This window comes from Microbispora sitophila (genome assembly GCF_014892245.1).
In the GTDB taxonomy this organism is placed as follows: Bacteria; Actinomycetota; Actinomycetes; order Streptosporangiales; family Streptosporangiaceae; genus Microbispora; species Microbispora siamensis.
Genome location: NZ_JADBGC010000010.1, coordinates 298,527 through 312,739, shown reverse-complemented (window position 1 = coordinate 312,739; position 14,213 = coordinate 298,527). Strand labels below are relative to the sequence as shown.

The window sequence follows — 14,213 nt, the reverse complement described above, 5'->3', positions numbered from 1 at the left end:
GCGATTGGCGGCCATCCGATTACCCTCCGCGCTAGGGTCGTCACGTTTCGCATCCATTCATGGAGGACACGTGGCCGACGCTCAGCCGGTGATCTTCGTGGGCGGTCTGGGACGCAGCGGTAGCACGCTGCTCGAACGCCTTCTCGGCGAGGTGCCCGGCGTGGCGCCGCTCGGCGAGGTCGTCCACCTCTGGGACCGCGGGGTACGCGCCGACGAGCCGTGCGGCTGCGGGCAGCGGTTCTCCCAGTGCCCGTTCTGGACGAAGGTGGGCGCCCGCGCGTTCGGACAGTGGCGGCAGAGCCAGGCGGGGTGGCTGCCCGGCCTGCGCGCCCGTGTCGACCGGACCCGCCGTGTGCCCGCCCTCGCCCTCGGGCTCACGACCCGTGAGGCCGAACTGGCCGAGTACGTCCGGTCGTACTCCCGCATCTACGCGGCGGCGGCGGAGGTGGCCGACGCCCGGGTCGTCGTCGACTCCAGCAAGCACGCCTCCCTGGCGTACTGCCTGGCGGCGATCATGGAGATGCGGGTCGTGCAGGTGGTGCGTGATCCGCGGGCGGTGGCCGCGTCGTGGCGGCGCAGGGTGCGCAGGCCCGAGGACGGGCGGCCGATGACGCGCTGGACGCCCGCGCGCACCGCCGTCCACTGGCTGGCCCAGAATCTCGCCTTCGAGGTGCTGCGCCGCAAGGGCGTGGAGGTCGTCCGGGTGCGTCACGAGGACCTGGTGCGCGATCCGCGCGCGACGCTGGGACGCCTGGCCGCGCGGCTCGGGCTTCCCGCCGGCGGCCTCGCCTTCCTGGACGACCGCGAAGCGCTGCTCGGCGTCGCGCACACCGTCTCCGGCAACCCGATGCGTTTCTCCGTGGGACCGATCGAGATACGCCACCGTCCGGCGCCCCTGCCCCGCTTCCAGCGATGGCTGGTCACCGCGATCACTCTCCCTCTTCTGCTCTTCTACGGCTATCGCCTCGCCTACCGGCCGGGAGCCCGGCGATGAGGCCGTCCGTCGGCGTGGTCATCCCCACCCGGGGCGACCGGCCCGGCCCGCTGCGAGCCGCGCTGACCGGCGTGCTCGCCCAGGAGTACGCCGACCGGGTCGAGGTGGTGGTCGTGGCCGACGAGGTCCCCGCCTCCCTCGTCGCCCAGCAGGTGTCCGGCGTCACCGGTTCGGGGGCCGGTGGGGCTGCCCGGAGCGTCCGCGTGCTGGGCAACCGGCGGGCCGCCGGCCTGCCGGGCGCGCGCAACACCGGGATCTCGGTGCTCGGCACGGATCTCGTCGCCTTCTGCGACGACGACGACCTCTGGCTGCCCGGCAAGCTGGCCGCCCAGGTCGCCGCGCTGGCGGAGGAGCCCGACGCGGGCTTCGCCAGTTGCGCCGTCGAGGTCGAGTACGGCGACCGCCGGGTGCCGCGGCTGGCCGGCACCGGCCGGGTGACCCATCGGCACCTCACCCGCTCGCGCATGATGATGGTGCACTCCTCGACGTTCCTGTTCCGCCGGGGCTGGACGTGGGTGGACGAGAGCGCGCCGGCCGGCCAGAACGAGGACTGGGACCTCGCGCTGCGGGCCGCCTGGCGGCATCCGATCGTCCACGTCGACCGGCCGCTCGTGCGGGTGCGCTGGGGTTCTTCGCACTACGTGGGGCGCTGGGCCGACCGGATCGCGGGGCTGGAGTGGATGCTCGCCCGGCATCCCGGGCTGGCCGCGGAACCGCGGGGCGCGGCCCGCGTCTACGGGCAACTCGCCTTCTGCAACGCGGCCCTCGGCCGGCGGCGCGAGGCCGCCCGCTGGTCGCTGCGCGCCTTCTCCGCCCGGCCGGGCGAGCCGCGGGCGGCGGTGGCGCTGGCGGTCGCCGGGGGTCTGGTCAGCCCGCGCGCCGTGCTGCACGCCCTCCACCGTCGCGGCCACGGCATCTGATGGCCGAGCCCGCGCCGGCGCGTACGGCGGCCGTGGACCCGGCGACGCCGGTGAGGCAGTGGGCCGAGGCGGTACCGGCACAAGCGGTCCCGGCACAAGCGGTCCGGGCACAGACGGCCGGGATAGGGGTGGCCGCCGCACGGGCGGGCGGGGTTCGTGCGGGCAGGGCGTGCGTGGGCACGGTGGGCGTGGGCACGGTGGGGGTGGGCAGGGTGTGCGTCGGCGGGGTGCTGCTCGACCCGCTCACCGAGGCGGAGGTGGTCGCGCGGGTGACGGCCGCGCTGGAGCGCGGCACGGGCGGCCACGTCGTCACGCCGAACGTGGACATCTGCCGTGCCGCCGCCCGTGACCCCTCGCTCCGCGCGCTGATCGACACGGCCGAACTCGCCGTTGCCGACGGCATGCCGCTGGTCTGGGCGTCGCGCCTGCTCGGGCGTCCGCTGCCGCAACGGGTGACGGGAGCCGACCTGATCTGGTCGCTGACCGGGGCCGCCGCGGCCCGCGGCCTGCCCGTCTACCTGATCGGGGGACCGCCCGGCGTCGCCGAGGCGGCGCGGGACGCGCTGTGCGGGCGGCATCCGGGTCTGGTCGTGGCGGGCGTCCACGCTCCGCCGTACGGGTTCGAGACCAACGCGGCGGCGCTCGCGGAGGTGCGGGGGCGGCTCGTCGCCGCGCGGCCGTCCCTGGTCTTCGTGGGTCTCGGGTTTCCCCGGCAGGACCGGCTCATCGCGGAGCTGCGGGCCGACCTGCCGGGCGCCTGGTTCGTGGGGTGCGGCGCGGCCATCGCGTTCGCCGCCGGATCGGTGCGCCGGGCCCCGGGCTGGATGGGCGACCACGGGCTCGAATGGCTGTACCGCCTGATCAGCGAGCCCCAGCGGCTCGCCCGTCGCTACCTGGTTCACGACCTCCCCTTCGCCATCCGCCTCCTGTCGGGCGCCCTGATACGCAGGGCCTTGGGGCCGCGGAGCAAGGGTTAGCGAGCAAGGGCTAGAAGGCGTACGGGCCGAAGCGGCCCCAGGCGACCACGGCGGCCAGCACCAGGAGCACCAGGTTGACGGCGATGACCTGGGACTCCGCGCGACGGGCGTGGACGACGACCGCTCCGGCCATGATCAGGGCGATGCCGAGCGCGGCGAGCGGCGTCAGCACCGGGGCGATGCCCGTGACGGCGGGCAGGACGAGGCCGAAGGCGATCAGCACCTCGAGAGCGCCGAGGCCCTTGACCGCGCCCGCGGAGAAGTCCTCGGTCCAGGCCATGCCGGACACGGCCAGCCTGTCCTTCGGCTGGGCGAGTTTCATCACTCCGGCGACGAGGAAGGCGAGAGTGAGCAGGCCGGCGATGACCCACAGGACGACGTTCATGGGGAGTCCGTTCTTGCGGCTTCAGAGCGAAATGTAGCGGATGGGCGAGCTGCGGCCATCGTCGCGGATCGCCGTCACGCCTGTCGCGACCGCGAGCGCGCATGAGAGCGACCGCGAGCGCGCGTGAGAGAACGGCGAGCCGGCCGCCCTCGGTGAGGGAGACCGGCCCGCCGCTCTCATCGGGCCTATCCGGCTGCTCGCATCGGGCTACTGGGCTGCTCGCATCGGGCCTACCGGGCCACGGTGATCGTGGCCGAGGCGGTCTGCCCACCCGACGTGACCGTGATGGTGGCCTGGCCGGGCCGTACACCGGTCAGCGTGTGCGTGGACACGTCGAGGACGGCGACGACGCCGTGGCGGCGTGCCGCCTTCTTCGCGTCCGCGGCCGACTCGGCCAGGGCGAGGGAGCGGTCGCCGCTCCACGTCACGCTGGCCGGGTACGCCAGCGGGAACGTCAGGTTGGCGCCGCTGGTGGTGCCGGTCGCCGAGACCTCCGCCGAGGCGTCCGGGGCGAGCGTGCCGGGCGCCGACAGGGAGATCTTGTCGATCAGCGGGTTCGTCCGCGCCACGACCCAGTCGCGGGTCTCCGGGCTGGGGCGGCCCGCCTCGACCTTTCCCGGCCGGGCGTCGACGCCGACGAGGTCCCACCCGAAGAACCCGCCCTTGTCCGGTGAGCTGTAGGGCGTCTTGCCCACCGGCGGCGTGGTGACCTCCAGCACGCCGTCCGACCTGGTGGCGGCGGCGGTGTGGGCGTGGCCCGTGAACAACGCGATTGGCTTGCCCGACGACTCGCGCCAGTCGGCGAGCCACTTCTCGACGAGGTCCGCCTCGCGCTGGTCGGAGAACTGGGACGCGCCCGCCCCCGAGGGGTCGCGGAGGGGGTGGTGGAAGACGACGGCGACGGACTTCACCGACATGTCCTTCGCCGCGGCGTCCAGGTCCTGCCGCAGCTCCGGCACCTGCGACCAGTCGGACGTCCGCAGCCCGCCCAGGGTGGTGTTGAGCAGGACGAAGCGGGTGCCCTTGTGGTCGAACACCTGGTGGGCGTGCCGCCCGGTGGCGAGGAAGTTGTCGAGGGTTCCCGTCGCGGTGGCCCCGGACTCGTGGTTGCCCGGCGTCCAGTAGACCGGCAGGTCGGCGGGCACGTTGGCCTTGAGGACCTCCTCCGCGAGCGCGAAGTCGGCCGGCGTGTTGTTGTCCACGAAGTCGCCGTTGATCACGATGAAGTCGGGCTTCGCGGCGACGGCCTGCTTCAGCGCGGCCGCCGCCTGCTGCGCCGCGAACGACGTCGTGCCTCCGGCCGCGCCCACGTGCAGGTCGGACATGATCGCGAACCGCCAGCGCGAACGGTCGATGTCGGCCTGCTCCAGGACGAACGGATCGGGGGTCCGGGCGTCGCCGGTGGCCAGATCCTGCCCCACCAGCGCGGTGAGCCCGTCGAACCTGAGCTGTCCCGCGTCCTTGGCGAGGTTGGACGTCTCGACCACGTACACGTTGAGCAGCGTGATCGGCTCGGTGAAGCCGGTGGGCAGGGTGCCCTCGACCCACTTCCACCCGGTCCAGTCGACGACGGAGGCGAAGGTGAAGGGGACGTTCGTCGTGCCCTGCGACCGCAGCGTGGCCCGCAGCCAGTGCCCGCGGCCGTCGCCGTACACCCACATGCCGAGCCGCCTGGTGCCGGTCGGCAGGGTGAGCGGCCCGGGCTTGGCCACCGCGTACGCCGCCGAGGTGCCGGAGGTGCCGGTGAAGTCGTAGGTGAGCGCGAGGGCGTGGTTGCCGGCCGCCGCGCCGGGACGGTCCGCGGCGTCGACGCTCGCCACCGAGGCGGTGGCCTTGGCCGTCGAGACGCCCCAGGGCTCGCCGCCGTCGAACTCGGCCAGCGACCCGCGCTTCAGCCCGACGGCGACGGGCAGGTGCGCGACCTTGCCCTGGACGGTCGCGGTGATCACGGCGCCGCGGCCGTCGGCCGCCTCCAGCCCGGTGACCGTGAACGACCCGTCGTCCCGCGGCTCCACCTTCACCACGGCCGTGTCGTAGTCCAGGTCGACGTCGCGAGCGGCGATCGGCGCGTCGAAGCCGTCGGCGTCGGTGCCGGTGACCCCCACGACGGCCGAGCCGCCGGCGTCCAGGGTCAGGCTCGTTTCGGTGAACGCGATGGTGGACAGGGCATCGAGCACGCGGACGTCCGCCGCGCCGTGCGCCCGCCCCGAGCGGGCCTCGACCTCGCCCTCCCCGGAACGCTCGGCGTGCAGCACGCCGTCGCGCACCGTGCCGAGCTTCCCGGCGTTCCAACGGACGGGGTCGCCCTTGCCGCCGTCGAGGGCGACCGGGGCGTACGACTCGTCGTACCCGGCGGCGGAGACGCGGAGGGTGAGGCCGGGGAAGACGCGCGGCGCGCTCGTCCGCACCGCGATGCCCTTGAGGGCCCCCGATCCCTTCGCGGCGAACAGCCCGACTCCGCTGGGGATGGGTCGTTCACCGCCGTCCGACGGGGTGTTGACCACGCTCACCCCGGCGTCTCCGGGCGTGCGGGCGACGAGATCGGACGAGCCGCCGCCGTCGAGCATGAACGCCTCGTCGGCGCCGAGCCGCACGAGGAGCTTGGCCGTCTCGTCGAAGCTCAGACCGGCCGAGAAGTTGGCCGAGCCGTCGACGGTCACGAGCAGGAGCCGCCTGCCGCCGTCGCGCCAGCCGATCGCCGTACGCGGCTTCGGCGCGTCGTTGCCCGTCGAGGGCGGGAAGTCGATCGCCTGACCGTCCCGCACGAGGACCGCTCCGCTGCCCAGCGCGGTGCGCAGCTTCGCGGGGGAGTCGGTGCGCAGGCCGGTGGTGAGCGTCACCGGGTCGCCGGCCTTGGCGGTGGCGAGCGGGGCCGCCGCGTTCCCCACGCCCACGACCACCAGGCCCCCGGCGGGCACCGGGGTCGTCGTGACCGTGTCGGTCACCGCCGTGACGACGCCGCCGGAGACGACCAGCTCGGTGACGGGCGTGGCGTGGCCGATCAGCGTGCGCAGGCCGGGCCCCCACTGGTCGGTGAAGACGGAGACGGCGTTCGCGGGCAGGGACGCCGAGTTGAGCGAGGCGACCGGATGGTCCGCGCCGCTCACGGTCACCGTGCTCTCCAGCAGCGCGCTCGCGAGCCGGGCGATCTTGTCCTCGCCCACCGAGGCGACCGTGGCGGGCTGGGTGGTCGCCTTGCGCACCTGGCCGTCCCTGACCTCGGGGCCGATGACCGCGTTGGTCTGGTTGATGTCGTAGTAGTCCCCGTTGACCGCGGCCACGGCTCCCGCGGCGTCCGCCGACTTCGACAGCGCCCGCGTCTCGGTCAGCGTGCCGCCGACCATGCCCACGTCCACCCGGTCGTCCGCCAGGTCGGCGTTGAGCACGTGCGCGCGGGTCCAGCCCGTACGGCCGAAGGTGTCGAACGACGTCAGCACGATGCCGGGGGCGATCACGCGGTCGGTGCGAGCCGCCTCGACCGACTCGCCGGGGACGGTGGTCTGGTAGCCGGGCGGTTCGACCGGCCTGTCGCCGGGGGGCGCCTCGGCCCATGCCGTCCCGCCGACGGTCACGGAGCCCGCGGCGACGACCGCTGCGACGGCGACAAGGTGCGCAAATTTGCGCATTTTGTACCTCCAAGCAAGAACGGGCCTGAAGGTAGACAATCTCCAAACCGATCTTCCGTCCACGGCATGACGCCACCATGACCACCCCATGAACGACAGATCTTCCCGGAGCGGAGAGGGGGTTTTACGCTTCCGCCATGTCTGTCGAGCGCGGTCGAGGCGACCGGCGTCTCGAAGAAGTTTTTTGAAGAAATCCGGGAGGGCGGTGTCGGATCGGGGCGGTGGTGTTCGTAGCGGAGGTGAGACCGCCCACGAGGGGCGGCGCCAAGGCAGGGGAACCGCGATCATGAAGCTGACGACCATCACTCAGGTCACCGTCGACGGCGTGGTGCAGGGAAACGGCGGCGCGTCGGACGAGGACCGCAGGAACGGATTCGAGCGCGGCGGATGGGCCCTGGGCAAGGGCGACAACGAGACCCACGCGTTCATCAACCAGACCTACCGGCGCGCCGAGGCGTTCCTGTTCGGCCGGCGGACCTACGAGCTGTTCGCCGGCTCGTGGGGGACCATGACGGTCCAGGATGCCCCTGGCTGGGAGGGCGTCGTGGAAGCGTTGAACACACGGCCCAAGTACGTGGCGTCGACCACGCTCACAGATCCGGCGTGGTCGGACACGATCGTCCTGTCCGGAGACGTCGCCGCCGCCGTCCGAGAGCTGAAGGCCAAGCCGGGGGGTGAGCTGCAGGTGCACGGCAGTGGCATCCTGACCCGGTGGCTGCTGGAGAACGATCTGGTCGACGAGATGACTCTGATCACCGTCCCGGTGGTCGTCGGCCAGGGCGCGCGGCTGTTCCCCGACGCGGGCCCGGATCTCGCGCTCGACCTGGTCGAGTCGCGCGTCGACTCCAAGGGCGTGACGATCCAGGTCTACCGGCCGGCCGGGCGCCCGCAGTATGCGCCAACGGCTTGAAGTCCCTGACCACCCAACCACGCTGTCGTGACACCACAGGAGATGATCTTCAGATGCGATACCTGGTTTCCGTGATCGATGACAAGAGCAATCCCGGCAGTACGGACAGGCAGCCTGCCATCAGCGCGTTCAACGAACGACTTATCGCCGAGGGCTACTGGGTTTTCGCGGGCGGACTCGCGGACACCGACACGGCCACGGTCATCGACAACCGGGGCGAGCAGGCGGTGTTCAGCGACGGGCCTTTCGTGGAGTCGAAGGAGTACCTCGCCGGCGTCTGGGTGTGGGAGGCCCCCGATCTGGACGTGGCGCTCAAGCTCGCCACCGAGGCGTCGAAGATCTGCGATCGGAAGATCGAGGTGCGGCCGTTCCTGTGAACGACGTCGACGTCCGCGAGGCGGTCACCCGGGCTCACCACGAGGAGTGGGCCCGGGTGGTCGCCTCCCTGACCAGGCGCTTCGGTGACCTCGACATCGCCGAAGAGGCGGCCGCCGACGCCTTCGCGACCGCTGTACAGCGGTGGCCGGCCGACGGCGTCCCGCCCAACCCCGGCGCCTGGCTGACCACCACCGCCAACCGCAAGGCCATCGACCGGATCCGGCGTGAGAACAAGCGCGACGACAAGCACAAGGAGGCTCAGATGGTGTACGACGACGACCCGCCCGAGCCCGTCGGCGCCATCGACGACGACCGACTCCGGCTGATCTTCACCTGCTGTCACCCGGCGCTGGCGATGGAGACCCGCGTGGCGCTGACGCTGCGCATGGTCGCCGGCCTGACCATGCCCGAGATCGCCCGCGCCTTCCTGGTGACCGAGAGCGCCATGGGGCAGCGGATCACCCGCGCGAAGGCCAAGATCAAGGCGGCGCGCATCCCCTATCGGGTGCCGTCGGCGGAGGATCTCCCGGCGCGCGTCTCCGGCGTCCTCGCCGTCCTCTACCTCGTCTTCAACGAGGGCTACCTGGCCACCGGCCCCGACACCGATCCCGTACGGCACGAGCTGACCGCCGAGGCGATCCGGCTCACTCGCCTGATCCGTGCCCTCCTGCCGGACGACGGTGAGGTGGCCGGGCTGCTGGCGCTGATGCTCCTGACCGAGGCCCGCCGCCCCGCCCGGGTCTCGGCCGGCGGCGAACTGGTCACGCTCGTCGAGCAGGACCGTGGGGCCTGGGACGCGGAGCTGATCGCCGAGGGTCACCGGCTGGTGCGCGAGCGCCTCGCCGCTGCCGCCGCCGGGGTGGCTCCGGGTCGCTACCAGATTCTCGCGGCGATCAACGCCGTGCACACCTCCGCCCGCGACATGCGCGACACCGACTGGTCGCAGGTCCTCGCCCTCTACGACCAGCTCGTCCGCCTCGACCCCTCGCCGATCGTCGCCCTCAACCGGGCAATCGCGGTCGCCGAGCTCGACGGCCCGGAGGTGGCACTGGCGGCCGTCGACCGTCTTGAGCCCAGGTTGGCCGGCTATCACGCCTACCACGCCACCCGCGCCGACCTGCTGCGCCGGCTGGGCCGCGGCCGGGAGTCGCGCGCGGCCTACGACAAAGCCATCGACCTGGCGGGTAACACCGCCGAGACCGTCTCCCTGACCCGCCGCCGCGACCAACTGCGGTAGCGCCCACGGACGCATCTCGCACGGGAGGCCGGGCACGCCAGGCCGGACGAGGGAGCCAGGACGGGCGCCTGGCCGGTCGAGACCGCCCCGCAGGATCCTGACGTACGTCATCAGGGGCACGGCCGAAGTCAGGTCCCCTCGGTCTCGGCAAGCCTGCGGGCGAGGTAGCGGCGCTTCGCGTCGGTCGGCGCGAGTGCCAGGGCCTCCCCGTAGGCCTGCGCCGCGTCCGCCGTACGGCCCAGCCGGCGCAGCAGGTCGGCACGGGTCGCGGCGAGCAGGTGGTGCCCGGCCAGCGCGCCGCCGTCCCGCAGTTCGTCGACCAGCCGCAGACCGGCGAGGGGGCCGTCGGCCATCGCCACGGCCACCGCCCGGTTCAACTCGACCACCGCGGACGGCGCCAGCCGGGCCAGCTGCGCGTACAGTCCGGCGATCTGCGGCCAGTCGGTGTCGTCCGGGTCGAGGACGGTGGCGTGGCAGGCGGCGATGGCCGCCTGCACCTGGTAGGGCCCGGGGCGGCGGCGCGCCAGGGCCTCGTCCAGGAGCCGCAGCCCCTCCTCGATCTCGTCGTGGTCCCACTTCGCGCGGTCCTGGAACTCCAGGGTGACGATGTCGCCCGCCTCGTCGAACCGGGCCGCGCGCCGCGAGTCCTGCAGCAGCATGAGCGCCAGCAGCCCCCGCGCCTCGGGCTCGCCCGGCATGAGCCCGGCGAGCACCCGGGCCAGCCGGATGGCCTCGGCGGCCAGTTCCTGCCGGGTGAGGCTCGGCCCGCCGCTCGCCGAGTAGCCCTCGGTGAACAGGACGTACAGCACACCGAGCACCCCCGCCGTCCGCTCGGCCAGCAGGTGTGCGGGCGGCACCCGGTAGGGGATGCCGGCGTTGCGGATCTTCCGCTTGGCCCTGACCAGCCGCTGCGCCATGGTCGTCTCCGGCACCATGAACGCCGAGGCGATCTCGGCCGTGGTCAGTCCCGCGAGCGTACGGAGGGTGAGGGCGACCTGTGCCTCCAGCGGCAGGGCCGGGTGACAGCAGGTGAACATCAGGCGCAGCCGGTCGTCGGGCACGCTGTCCTCCTCCGTGGGATCCGGCTCCCCGGGTTCCGAGGTCGAGCCGGGCGGCGCCGAGGCCAGCGCGCGCAGCCGCGCCGTCTCGGTCGTGCCGCGGCGGAGCCGGTCCAGCGCCCGGTTGCGGGCCGCGGTGGTGAGCCACGCCCCGGGACGGCGCGGCAGGCCGTCCCGGGGCCAGCGGGCGAGCGCCTGGGCGAAGGCGTCCTGGGCGCACTCCTCCGCCAGGTCCCAGTCGCCGGTCAGCCGGATCAGCGTGGCGACGACGCGGCCCCACTCCTCGCGGAACGCCTGCCCGACGACCCGGGTGACGTCGGCGCCGCTCACTCCGGCCAGAACGGCCTCACCTCGATCGCGCCGAACGACGCCACCGGATGCTTCGAGGCGATCTCGATGGCCTCGTCCAGGTCCTCGCACTCGATGATGTCGAATCCGGCGATCTGCTCCTTGGTCTCGGCGAACGGCCCCTGGGTCACCAATCCGGCTCGCACCGTCGTGGCGTCGCCGGCGGGGCACAGGCGATGCCCGTCGAGGCGCACGCCGCGGCGCTCCGTCTCCTCGATCCACGGCTCGGGGTCGGCCTGCTCGGGGCTGACCTCGACCGACTCCTCGGCACAGATCAACAGCAGGTATTTCATCGGTTGTCTCCTCAGGGACACGGGCCGCCCTGCGCGGCCGCTCTCCTCTACGACGCGGTGAGTCTCCGAAATCGACATCCGGTCGCGCGCGGATGTCGAAAATCCGCCTCGGCGCCGTCGTCCTTCAGGGAGGCGCCCATCGGGAGGCGCCGTAGGGGAAGGCGGGACGCATGTCCGAGGTGGCCCGGGCAGCCGGTCGGGAGCGGCGACGAGAGGGCCGGGAGCGGAGAGCCGTGGGACGGGCGCGCACGGCGGTGACGGCGGTGTTCGCCGTGAACGGTGCCCTGATCGCCGCGTTCGCGGTCCGTACGCCCTCCCTGAAAGCGGATCACGAGCTGACGGAGGGGCTGCTCGGGCTCCTGACCGCCCTGGTCGGCGTGGCGGCGCTCGCCGCCACGCGGGTCGCCGGGCGCCTCACGGCGCGGATCGGCGGCGCGTGGGTGGTGCGGATCGCCGCGGTCGCGTTTCCCTTCGCCCTGCTCGGGGTGGGCCTCGCCGGCGGGCCCGTCCATCTGGCCGCGGCCATGCTCCTCGTCGGCGCCGCGAACGGGCTGCTCGACACGGCGATGAACGCGCAGGCGGTGATGGTCGAACGGGCGGCACACCGCCCCATCATGAACGGCTGCCACGCGGCATGGAGCATCGGCTCCGTGGCCGGGTCGCTCACCGGCGGAGCCGCCGCCCAGGCGGGCATGTCCCTCACCACCCATTACATGATCGTGGGGGTGGTCGTGACGGCCGTCGTCCTGGTGGTGGGCGGAGGGCTGCCAAGCGAGGAGCCTTCCGCGGAACACCCGCCCGCGCGTACGGACGACGTGGCCGGACGGCGGGGATGGCGGACGGGCTGGACCCGCCGTGTCCTGCTCCTCGGCGCGATGGGCGCGGCGGTGCTGGCCTGCGAGGGGGCCGTCATCACCTGGAGCGGGGTGTTCCTGCACGAGGACCGCGGCGCCTCGCTCGGCGTGGCCTCGCTGGGCCTCGTCGCCTTCACCGCCTGCCAGACGGCCGGACGGCTCGTGGGCGACCGGCTGTCGGCGCGGCACCCGGCACGCGTCCTGGTGCGGAGCGGCGCCGCGCTGGCGACCGCCGGTCTGACGGCGGTGGTCGTGGCTCCCACGCCGATCCTCGCGGTCGCCGGGTTCGCCCTCGCCGGTCTCGGGCTGGCGACACCGCTGCCACTGATCTTCAGCACGGCCGGGCATGCGGGCACGGAGGAGGGCGCCACGGGAGCGACCGCCGCGGTCGCCCGGCTCACCACCATGACGTACTCCGCCATGCTGCTCGCTCCGGCGCTCGTCGGCCGCGTCGCACAGGCGCTCGGGCTGACCTGGACGCTGGCGCTGCTGGTGCCGCTGCTGGTGGCCGTGGCCTGGAAGGCTCCGGTGGTGGCGCGCAGCCCGTCGGGCTCGACCCTCGTCTGACGGTGCGGCCTTGTCAGCCGCGGCCGGCGGCCTGCACGGTGTGCCGCAGCAGCAGCGCGGTGGTGACCGGCCCGACCCCGCCGGGCACGGGCGTGAGCGCCCCGGCCTGGTTCGCGACCGCGACCGCGTCGACGTCGCCGACCAGGCCGCCGTCCTCGGTGGGGTTGGTGCCGACGTCCACGACCACCGCCCCGGCCCGCACGTGCTCGGCCGTGATCAGCCCGGCCCGGCCGACCGCGGCCACGACCACGTCGGCCGCGGAGGTGACGGCGGCCAGTTCCCGCGTACGGGAGTGGCAGACCGTCACGGTGGCGTTCCTGTCCAGCAGGAGGTGGGCGGCGGGCTTGCCGACCACGGTGGACCGGCCGACCACCGCGACATGCAGGCCGGTCAGGTCGATCCCGTGGTGGTCGAGGATCGCCACGACGGCCTCGGCGGTCGCCGGAGCGAACGCGGGCAGGCCCGCGGCCAGGCGGCCCAGCGACAGCGGGTTGGCGCCGTCGACGTCCTTCTCGAACGCGATCGCACCGGCCAGGTCCTCCAGCTTCGCCCCCTGCGGCAGCGGGGTCTGGAGGATGATCCCGTGCACGGTGTCGTCGGCGCTCAGCGCCGCCAGCCTGTCCCGGATCAGATCGGGGGCGGCCTCCGCGCCGAGGTCGACGATGTCGCAGGAGATGCCGGCCTTCTCGGCGGCGCGGGCGATCGAGCGTACGTACCAGGCGCTGGACTCGTCCGCCGTGGCGACGACGACCGCGAGCTTGGGCGGCGTACCGGCCGCGGCGAGCGCGGCGGCCCCCTCGGCGGCCTCGGCCCGGATGGACGCCGCGAGCTCCTTGCCGGGCAGAACGCGGGCGCTCACTTCGCGATCTCCTCACGGACGGCGGCGGTGACCCGTTCGGCCCGCGCGGCGACCTCGTCCACCCCGGCCGCCTCGGCGGCCAGTTCGGCGCGGGCCCGCTCGTCCTTGATCCCACCGAGGTTGATCTCGATGTTCACCCGGGCGGTGGTCGCCGCGGCCCGCGCGGCCTCGGTGGCGGCGGCGATGTCGGAGACGACGTTGCGGTTGCCGATGGGCAGCAGTTCCTCGGCGATGCCGACGGCCTTCCTCGCGACGCCGACGACCTCGGCCGGGACCCTGCCCGCCCCCACCAGCGCCTCGGCGATGGCGGCCGATCGCGCGGCCTTCGCCTCGTCGGTGTCCTTGGGCAGCTTGTACGCCTCGGTGACCGCCGTGAACGCCGCCGCGTCGTCCTCGGCGAGGCGCAGGGCGCTCGCCCGTAGTTCGTCGGTCTCGCCGGTGATCCGCTCGATCACGGCCGCGTGCTCGGCGTACTTCTCGCCGGTGGTGTAGCGCGCGACCATGCCCAGCAGAGCCGCGGCCTGCGCGGCGTGCAGGGCCGCGGCGGCGCCTCCGCCCGGCGCGGGCACCCGATCGGCGAGGCGGGACAGGAAATCACTGATCTTCTCGTCGCGCATCGCGTCGTCCTCCGGTCGTCCTGGTGCGCGAATGACACAGTTCGCGCGTGGCACAGTTCGCGCGTGGCACAGTTCGCGCGTGGCACAGCTCGCGCGTGGCACAGCTCGCGCGTGGCACAGCTCGCGCGTGGCACGGCCGGGAAAATCCTCCCACGTCCCGCTGGTCGCTCCGCGTAGGGACTCGTTCGTG

The 14,213-nt window shown here is 73.5% G+C and carries 13 protein-coding genes; 7 read left to right on the top strand and 6 right to left on the bottom strand.

The features are described 5' to 3' along the window. Positions 1 to 70 precede the first annotated feature (70 nt). From IL992_RS20705 to IL992_RS20695, 3 genes are read left to right on the top strand one after another with little or no spacing between them, the layout of a single operon-like run. Positions 71 to 994 carry a sulfotransferase family protein gene (locus IL992_RS20705; protein ID WP_319018696.1) on the top strand — a complete coding sequence of 308 codons (924 nt, stop codon included), beginning with the start codon at positions 71 to 73 and terminating at the stop codon, positions 992 to 994. Beyond that, complete coding sequence (locus IL992_RS20700; RefSeq protein ID WP_193204998.1) at positions 991 to 1,914, top strand: glycosyltransferase family 2 protein; 924 nt, start codon at positions 991 to 993, stop codon at positions 1,912 to 1,914. The genes IL992_RS20705 and IL992_RS20700 overlap by 4 nt, the downstream gene beginning before the upstream one ends. Further along, positions 1,914 to 2,891: a WecB/TagA/CpsF family glycosyltransferase gene (locus tag IL992_RS20695; RefSeq protein ID WP_193204997.1), complete on the top strand. Its 978-nt coding sequence runs from the start codon at positions 1,914 to 1,916 to the stop codon at positions 2,889 to 2,891. The genes IL992_RS20700 and IL992_RS20695 overlap by 1 nt, the downstream gene beginning before the upstream one ends. A 10-nt stretch (positions 2,892 to 2,901) precedes the next feature. On the opposite strand, the gene IL992_RS20690 is transcribed toward IL992_RS20695, so the two are convergent. After that, positions 2,902 to 3,276 (bottom strand): DoxX family protein, encoded by a 375-nt coding sequence (locus IL992_RS20690; protein ID WP_193204996.1) that lies wholly within the window; start codon positions 3,274 to 3,276, stop codon positions 2,902 to 2,904. 230 nt (positions 3,277 to 3,506) lie between these two features. Next, positions 3,507 to 6,902, bottom strand: coding sequence for a phosphodiester glycosidase family protein (locus tag IL992_RS20685; RefSeq protein ID WP_193204995.1), 3,396 nt, complete (start codon positions 6,900 to 6,902; stop codon positions 3,507 to 3,509). Between the two features lie 286 nt (positions 6,903 to 7,188). Here IL992_RS20685 and IL992_RS20680 point away from each other — a divergent pair, with 286 nt between their 5' ends. Genes IL992_RS20680 through IL992_RS20670 form a run of 3 tightly spaced genes read left to right on the top strand, consistent with a single transcriptional unit; the run spans position 7,189 to position 9,427 of the window. Further along, positions 7,189 to 7,812: a dihydrofolate reductase family protein gene (locus IL992_RS20680; RefSeq protein WP_193204994.1), complete on the top strand. Its 624-nt coding sequence runs from the start codon at positions 7,189 to 7,191 to the stop codon at positions 7,810 to 7,812. Positions 7,813 to 7,865: 53 nt separating this feature from the next. After that, positions 7,866 to 8,189: a YciI family protein gene (locus IL992_RS20675; RefSeq protein ID WP_193204993.1), complete on the top strand. Its 324-nt coding sequence runs from the start codon at positions 7,866 to 7,868 to the stop codon at positions 8,187 to 8,189. Next, on the top strand, positions 8,186 to 9,427 hold the full coding sequence (locus IL992_RS20670; protein ID WP_193204992.1) for an RNA polymerase sigma factor: 1,242 nt from the start codon (positions 8,186 to 8,188) through the stop codon (positions 9,425 to 9,427). The genes IL992_RS20675 and IL992_RS20670 overlap by 4 nt, the downstream gene beginning before the upstream one ends. A 128-nt stretch (positions 9,428 to 9,555) precedes the next feature. Here the strand turns inward: IL992_RS20670 and IL992_RS20665 are convergent, their stop codons facing one another. After that, complete coding sequence (locus IL992_RS20665) at positions 9,556 to 10,815, bottom strand: RNA polymerase sigma factor (RefSeq protein ID WP_193204991.1); 1,260 nt, start codon at positions 10,813 to 10,815, stop codon at positions 9,556 to 9,558. After that, positions 10,812 to 11,126 (bottom strand): YciI family protein, encoded by a 315-nt coding sequence (locus tag IL992_RS20660; protein WP_193204990.1) that lies wholly within the window; start codon positions 11,124 to 11,126, stop codon positions 10,812 to 10,814. Before IL992_RS20660 ends, IL992_RS20665 begins: the two co-directional genes overlap by 4 nt. A gap of 170 nt (positions 11,127 to 11,296) precedes the next feature. Here IL992_RS20660 and IL992_RS20655 point away from each other — a divergent pair, with 170 nt between their 5' ends. Further along, positions 11,297 to 12,547, top strand: coding sequence for an MFS transporter (locus IL992_RS20655; protein ID WP_193204989.1), 1,251 nt, complete (start codon positions 11,297 to 11,299; stop codon positions 12,545 to 12,547). A 13-nt stretch (positions 12,548 to 12,560) separates the two neighbouring features. Here IL992_RS20655 and IL992_RS20650 read toward each other — a convergent pair whose 3' ends face one another. Then, positions 12,561 to 13,406 carry a bifunctional 5,10-methylenetetrahydrofolate dehydrogenase/5,10-methenyltetrahydrofolate cyclohydrolase gene (locus IL992_RS20650; protein ID WP_193204988.1) on the bottom strand — a complete coding sequence of 282 codons (846 nt, stop codon included), beginning with the start codon at positions 13,404 to 13,406 and terminating at the stop codon, positions 12,561 to 12,563. Next, positions 13,403 to 14,023 (bottom strand): cyclodeaminase/cyclohydrolase family protein, encoded by a 621-nt coding sequence (locus IL992_RS20645; protein WP_193204987.1) that lies wholly within the window; start codon positions 14,021 to 14,023, stop codon positions 13,403 to 13,405. The genes IL992_RS20650 and IL992_RS20645 overlap by 4 nt, the downstream gene beginning before the upstream one ends. Between the last annotated feature and the right edge of the window lie 190 nt (positions 14,024 to 14,213).

Coding starts and splice junctions, on each gene's coding strand:
- IL992_RS20700 (WP_193204998.1), top strand. CDS start 991: ATGAGGCCGTCCGTCGGCGTGGTCATCCCCACCCGGGGCGACCGGCCC.
- IL992_RS20695 (WP_193204997.1), top strand. CDS start 1,914: ATGGCCGAGCCCGCGCCGGCGCGTACGGCGGCCGTGGACCCGGCGACG.
- IL992_RS20690 (WP_193204996.1), bottom strand. CDS start 3,276: ATGAACGTCGTCCTGTGGGTCATCGCCGGCCTGCTCACTCTCGCCTTC.
- IL992_RS20685 (WP_193204995.1), bottom strand. CDS start 6,902: ATGCGCAAATTTGCGCACCTTGTCGCCGTCGCAGCGGTCGTCGCCGCG.
- IL992_RS20680 (WP_193204994.1), top strand. CDS start 7,189: ATGAAGCTGACGACCATCACTCAGGTCACCGTCGACGGCGTGGTGCAG.
- IL992_RS20675 (WP_193204993.1), top strand. CDS start 7,866: ATGCGATACCTGGTTTCCGTGATCGATGACAAGAGCAATCCCGGCAGT.
- IL992_RS20660 (WP_193204990.1), bottom strand. CDS start 11,126: ATGAAATACCTGCTGTTGATCTGTGCCGAGGAGTCGGTCGAGGTCAGC.
- IL992_RS20655 (WP_193204989.1), top strand. CDS start 11,297: ATGTCCGAGGTGGCCCGGGCAGCCGGTCGGGAGCGGCGACGAGAGGGC.
- IL992_RS20645 (WP_193204987.1), bottom strand. CDS start 14,023: ATGCGCGACGAGAAGATCAGTGATTTCCTGTCCCGCCTCGCCGATCGG.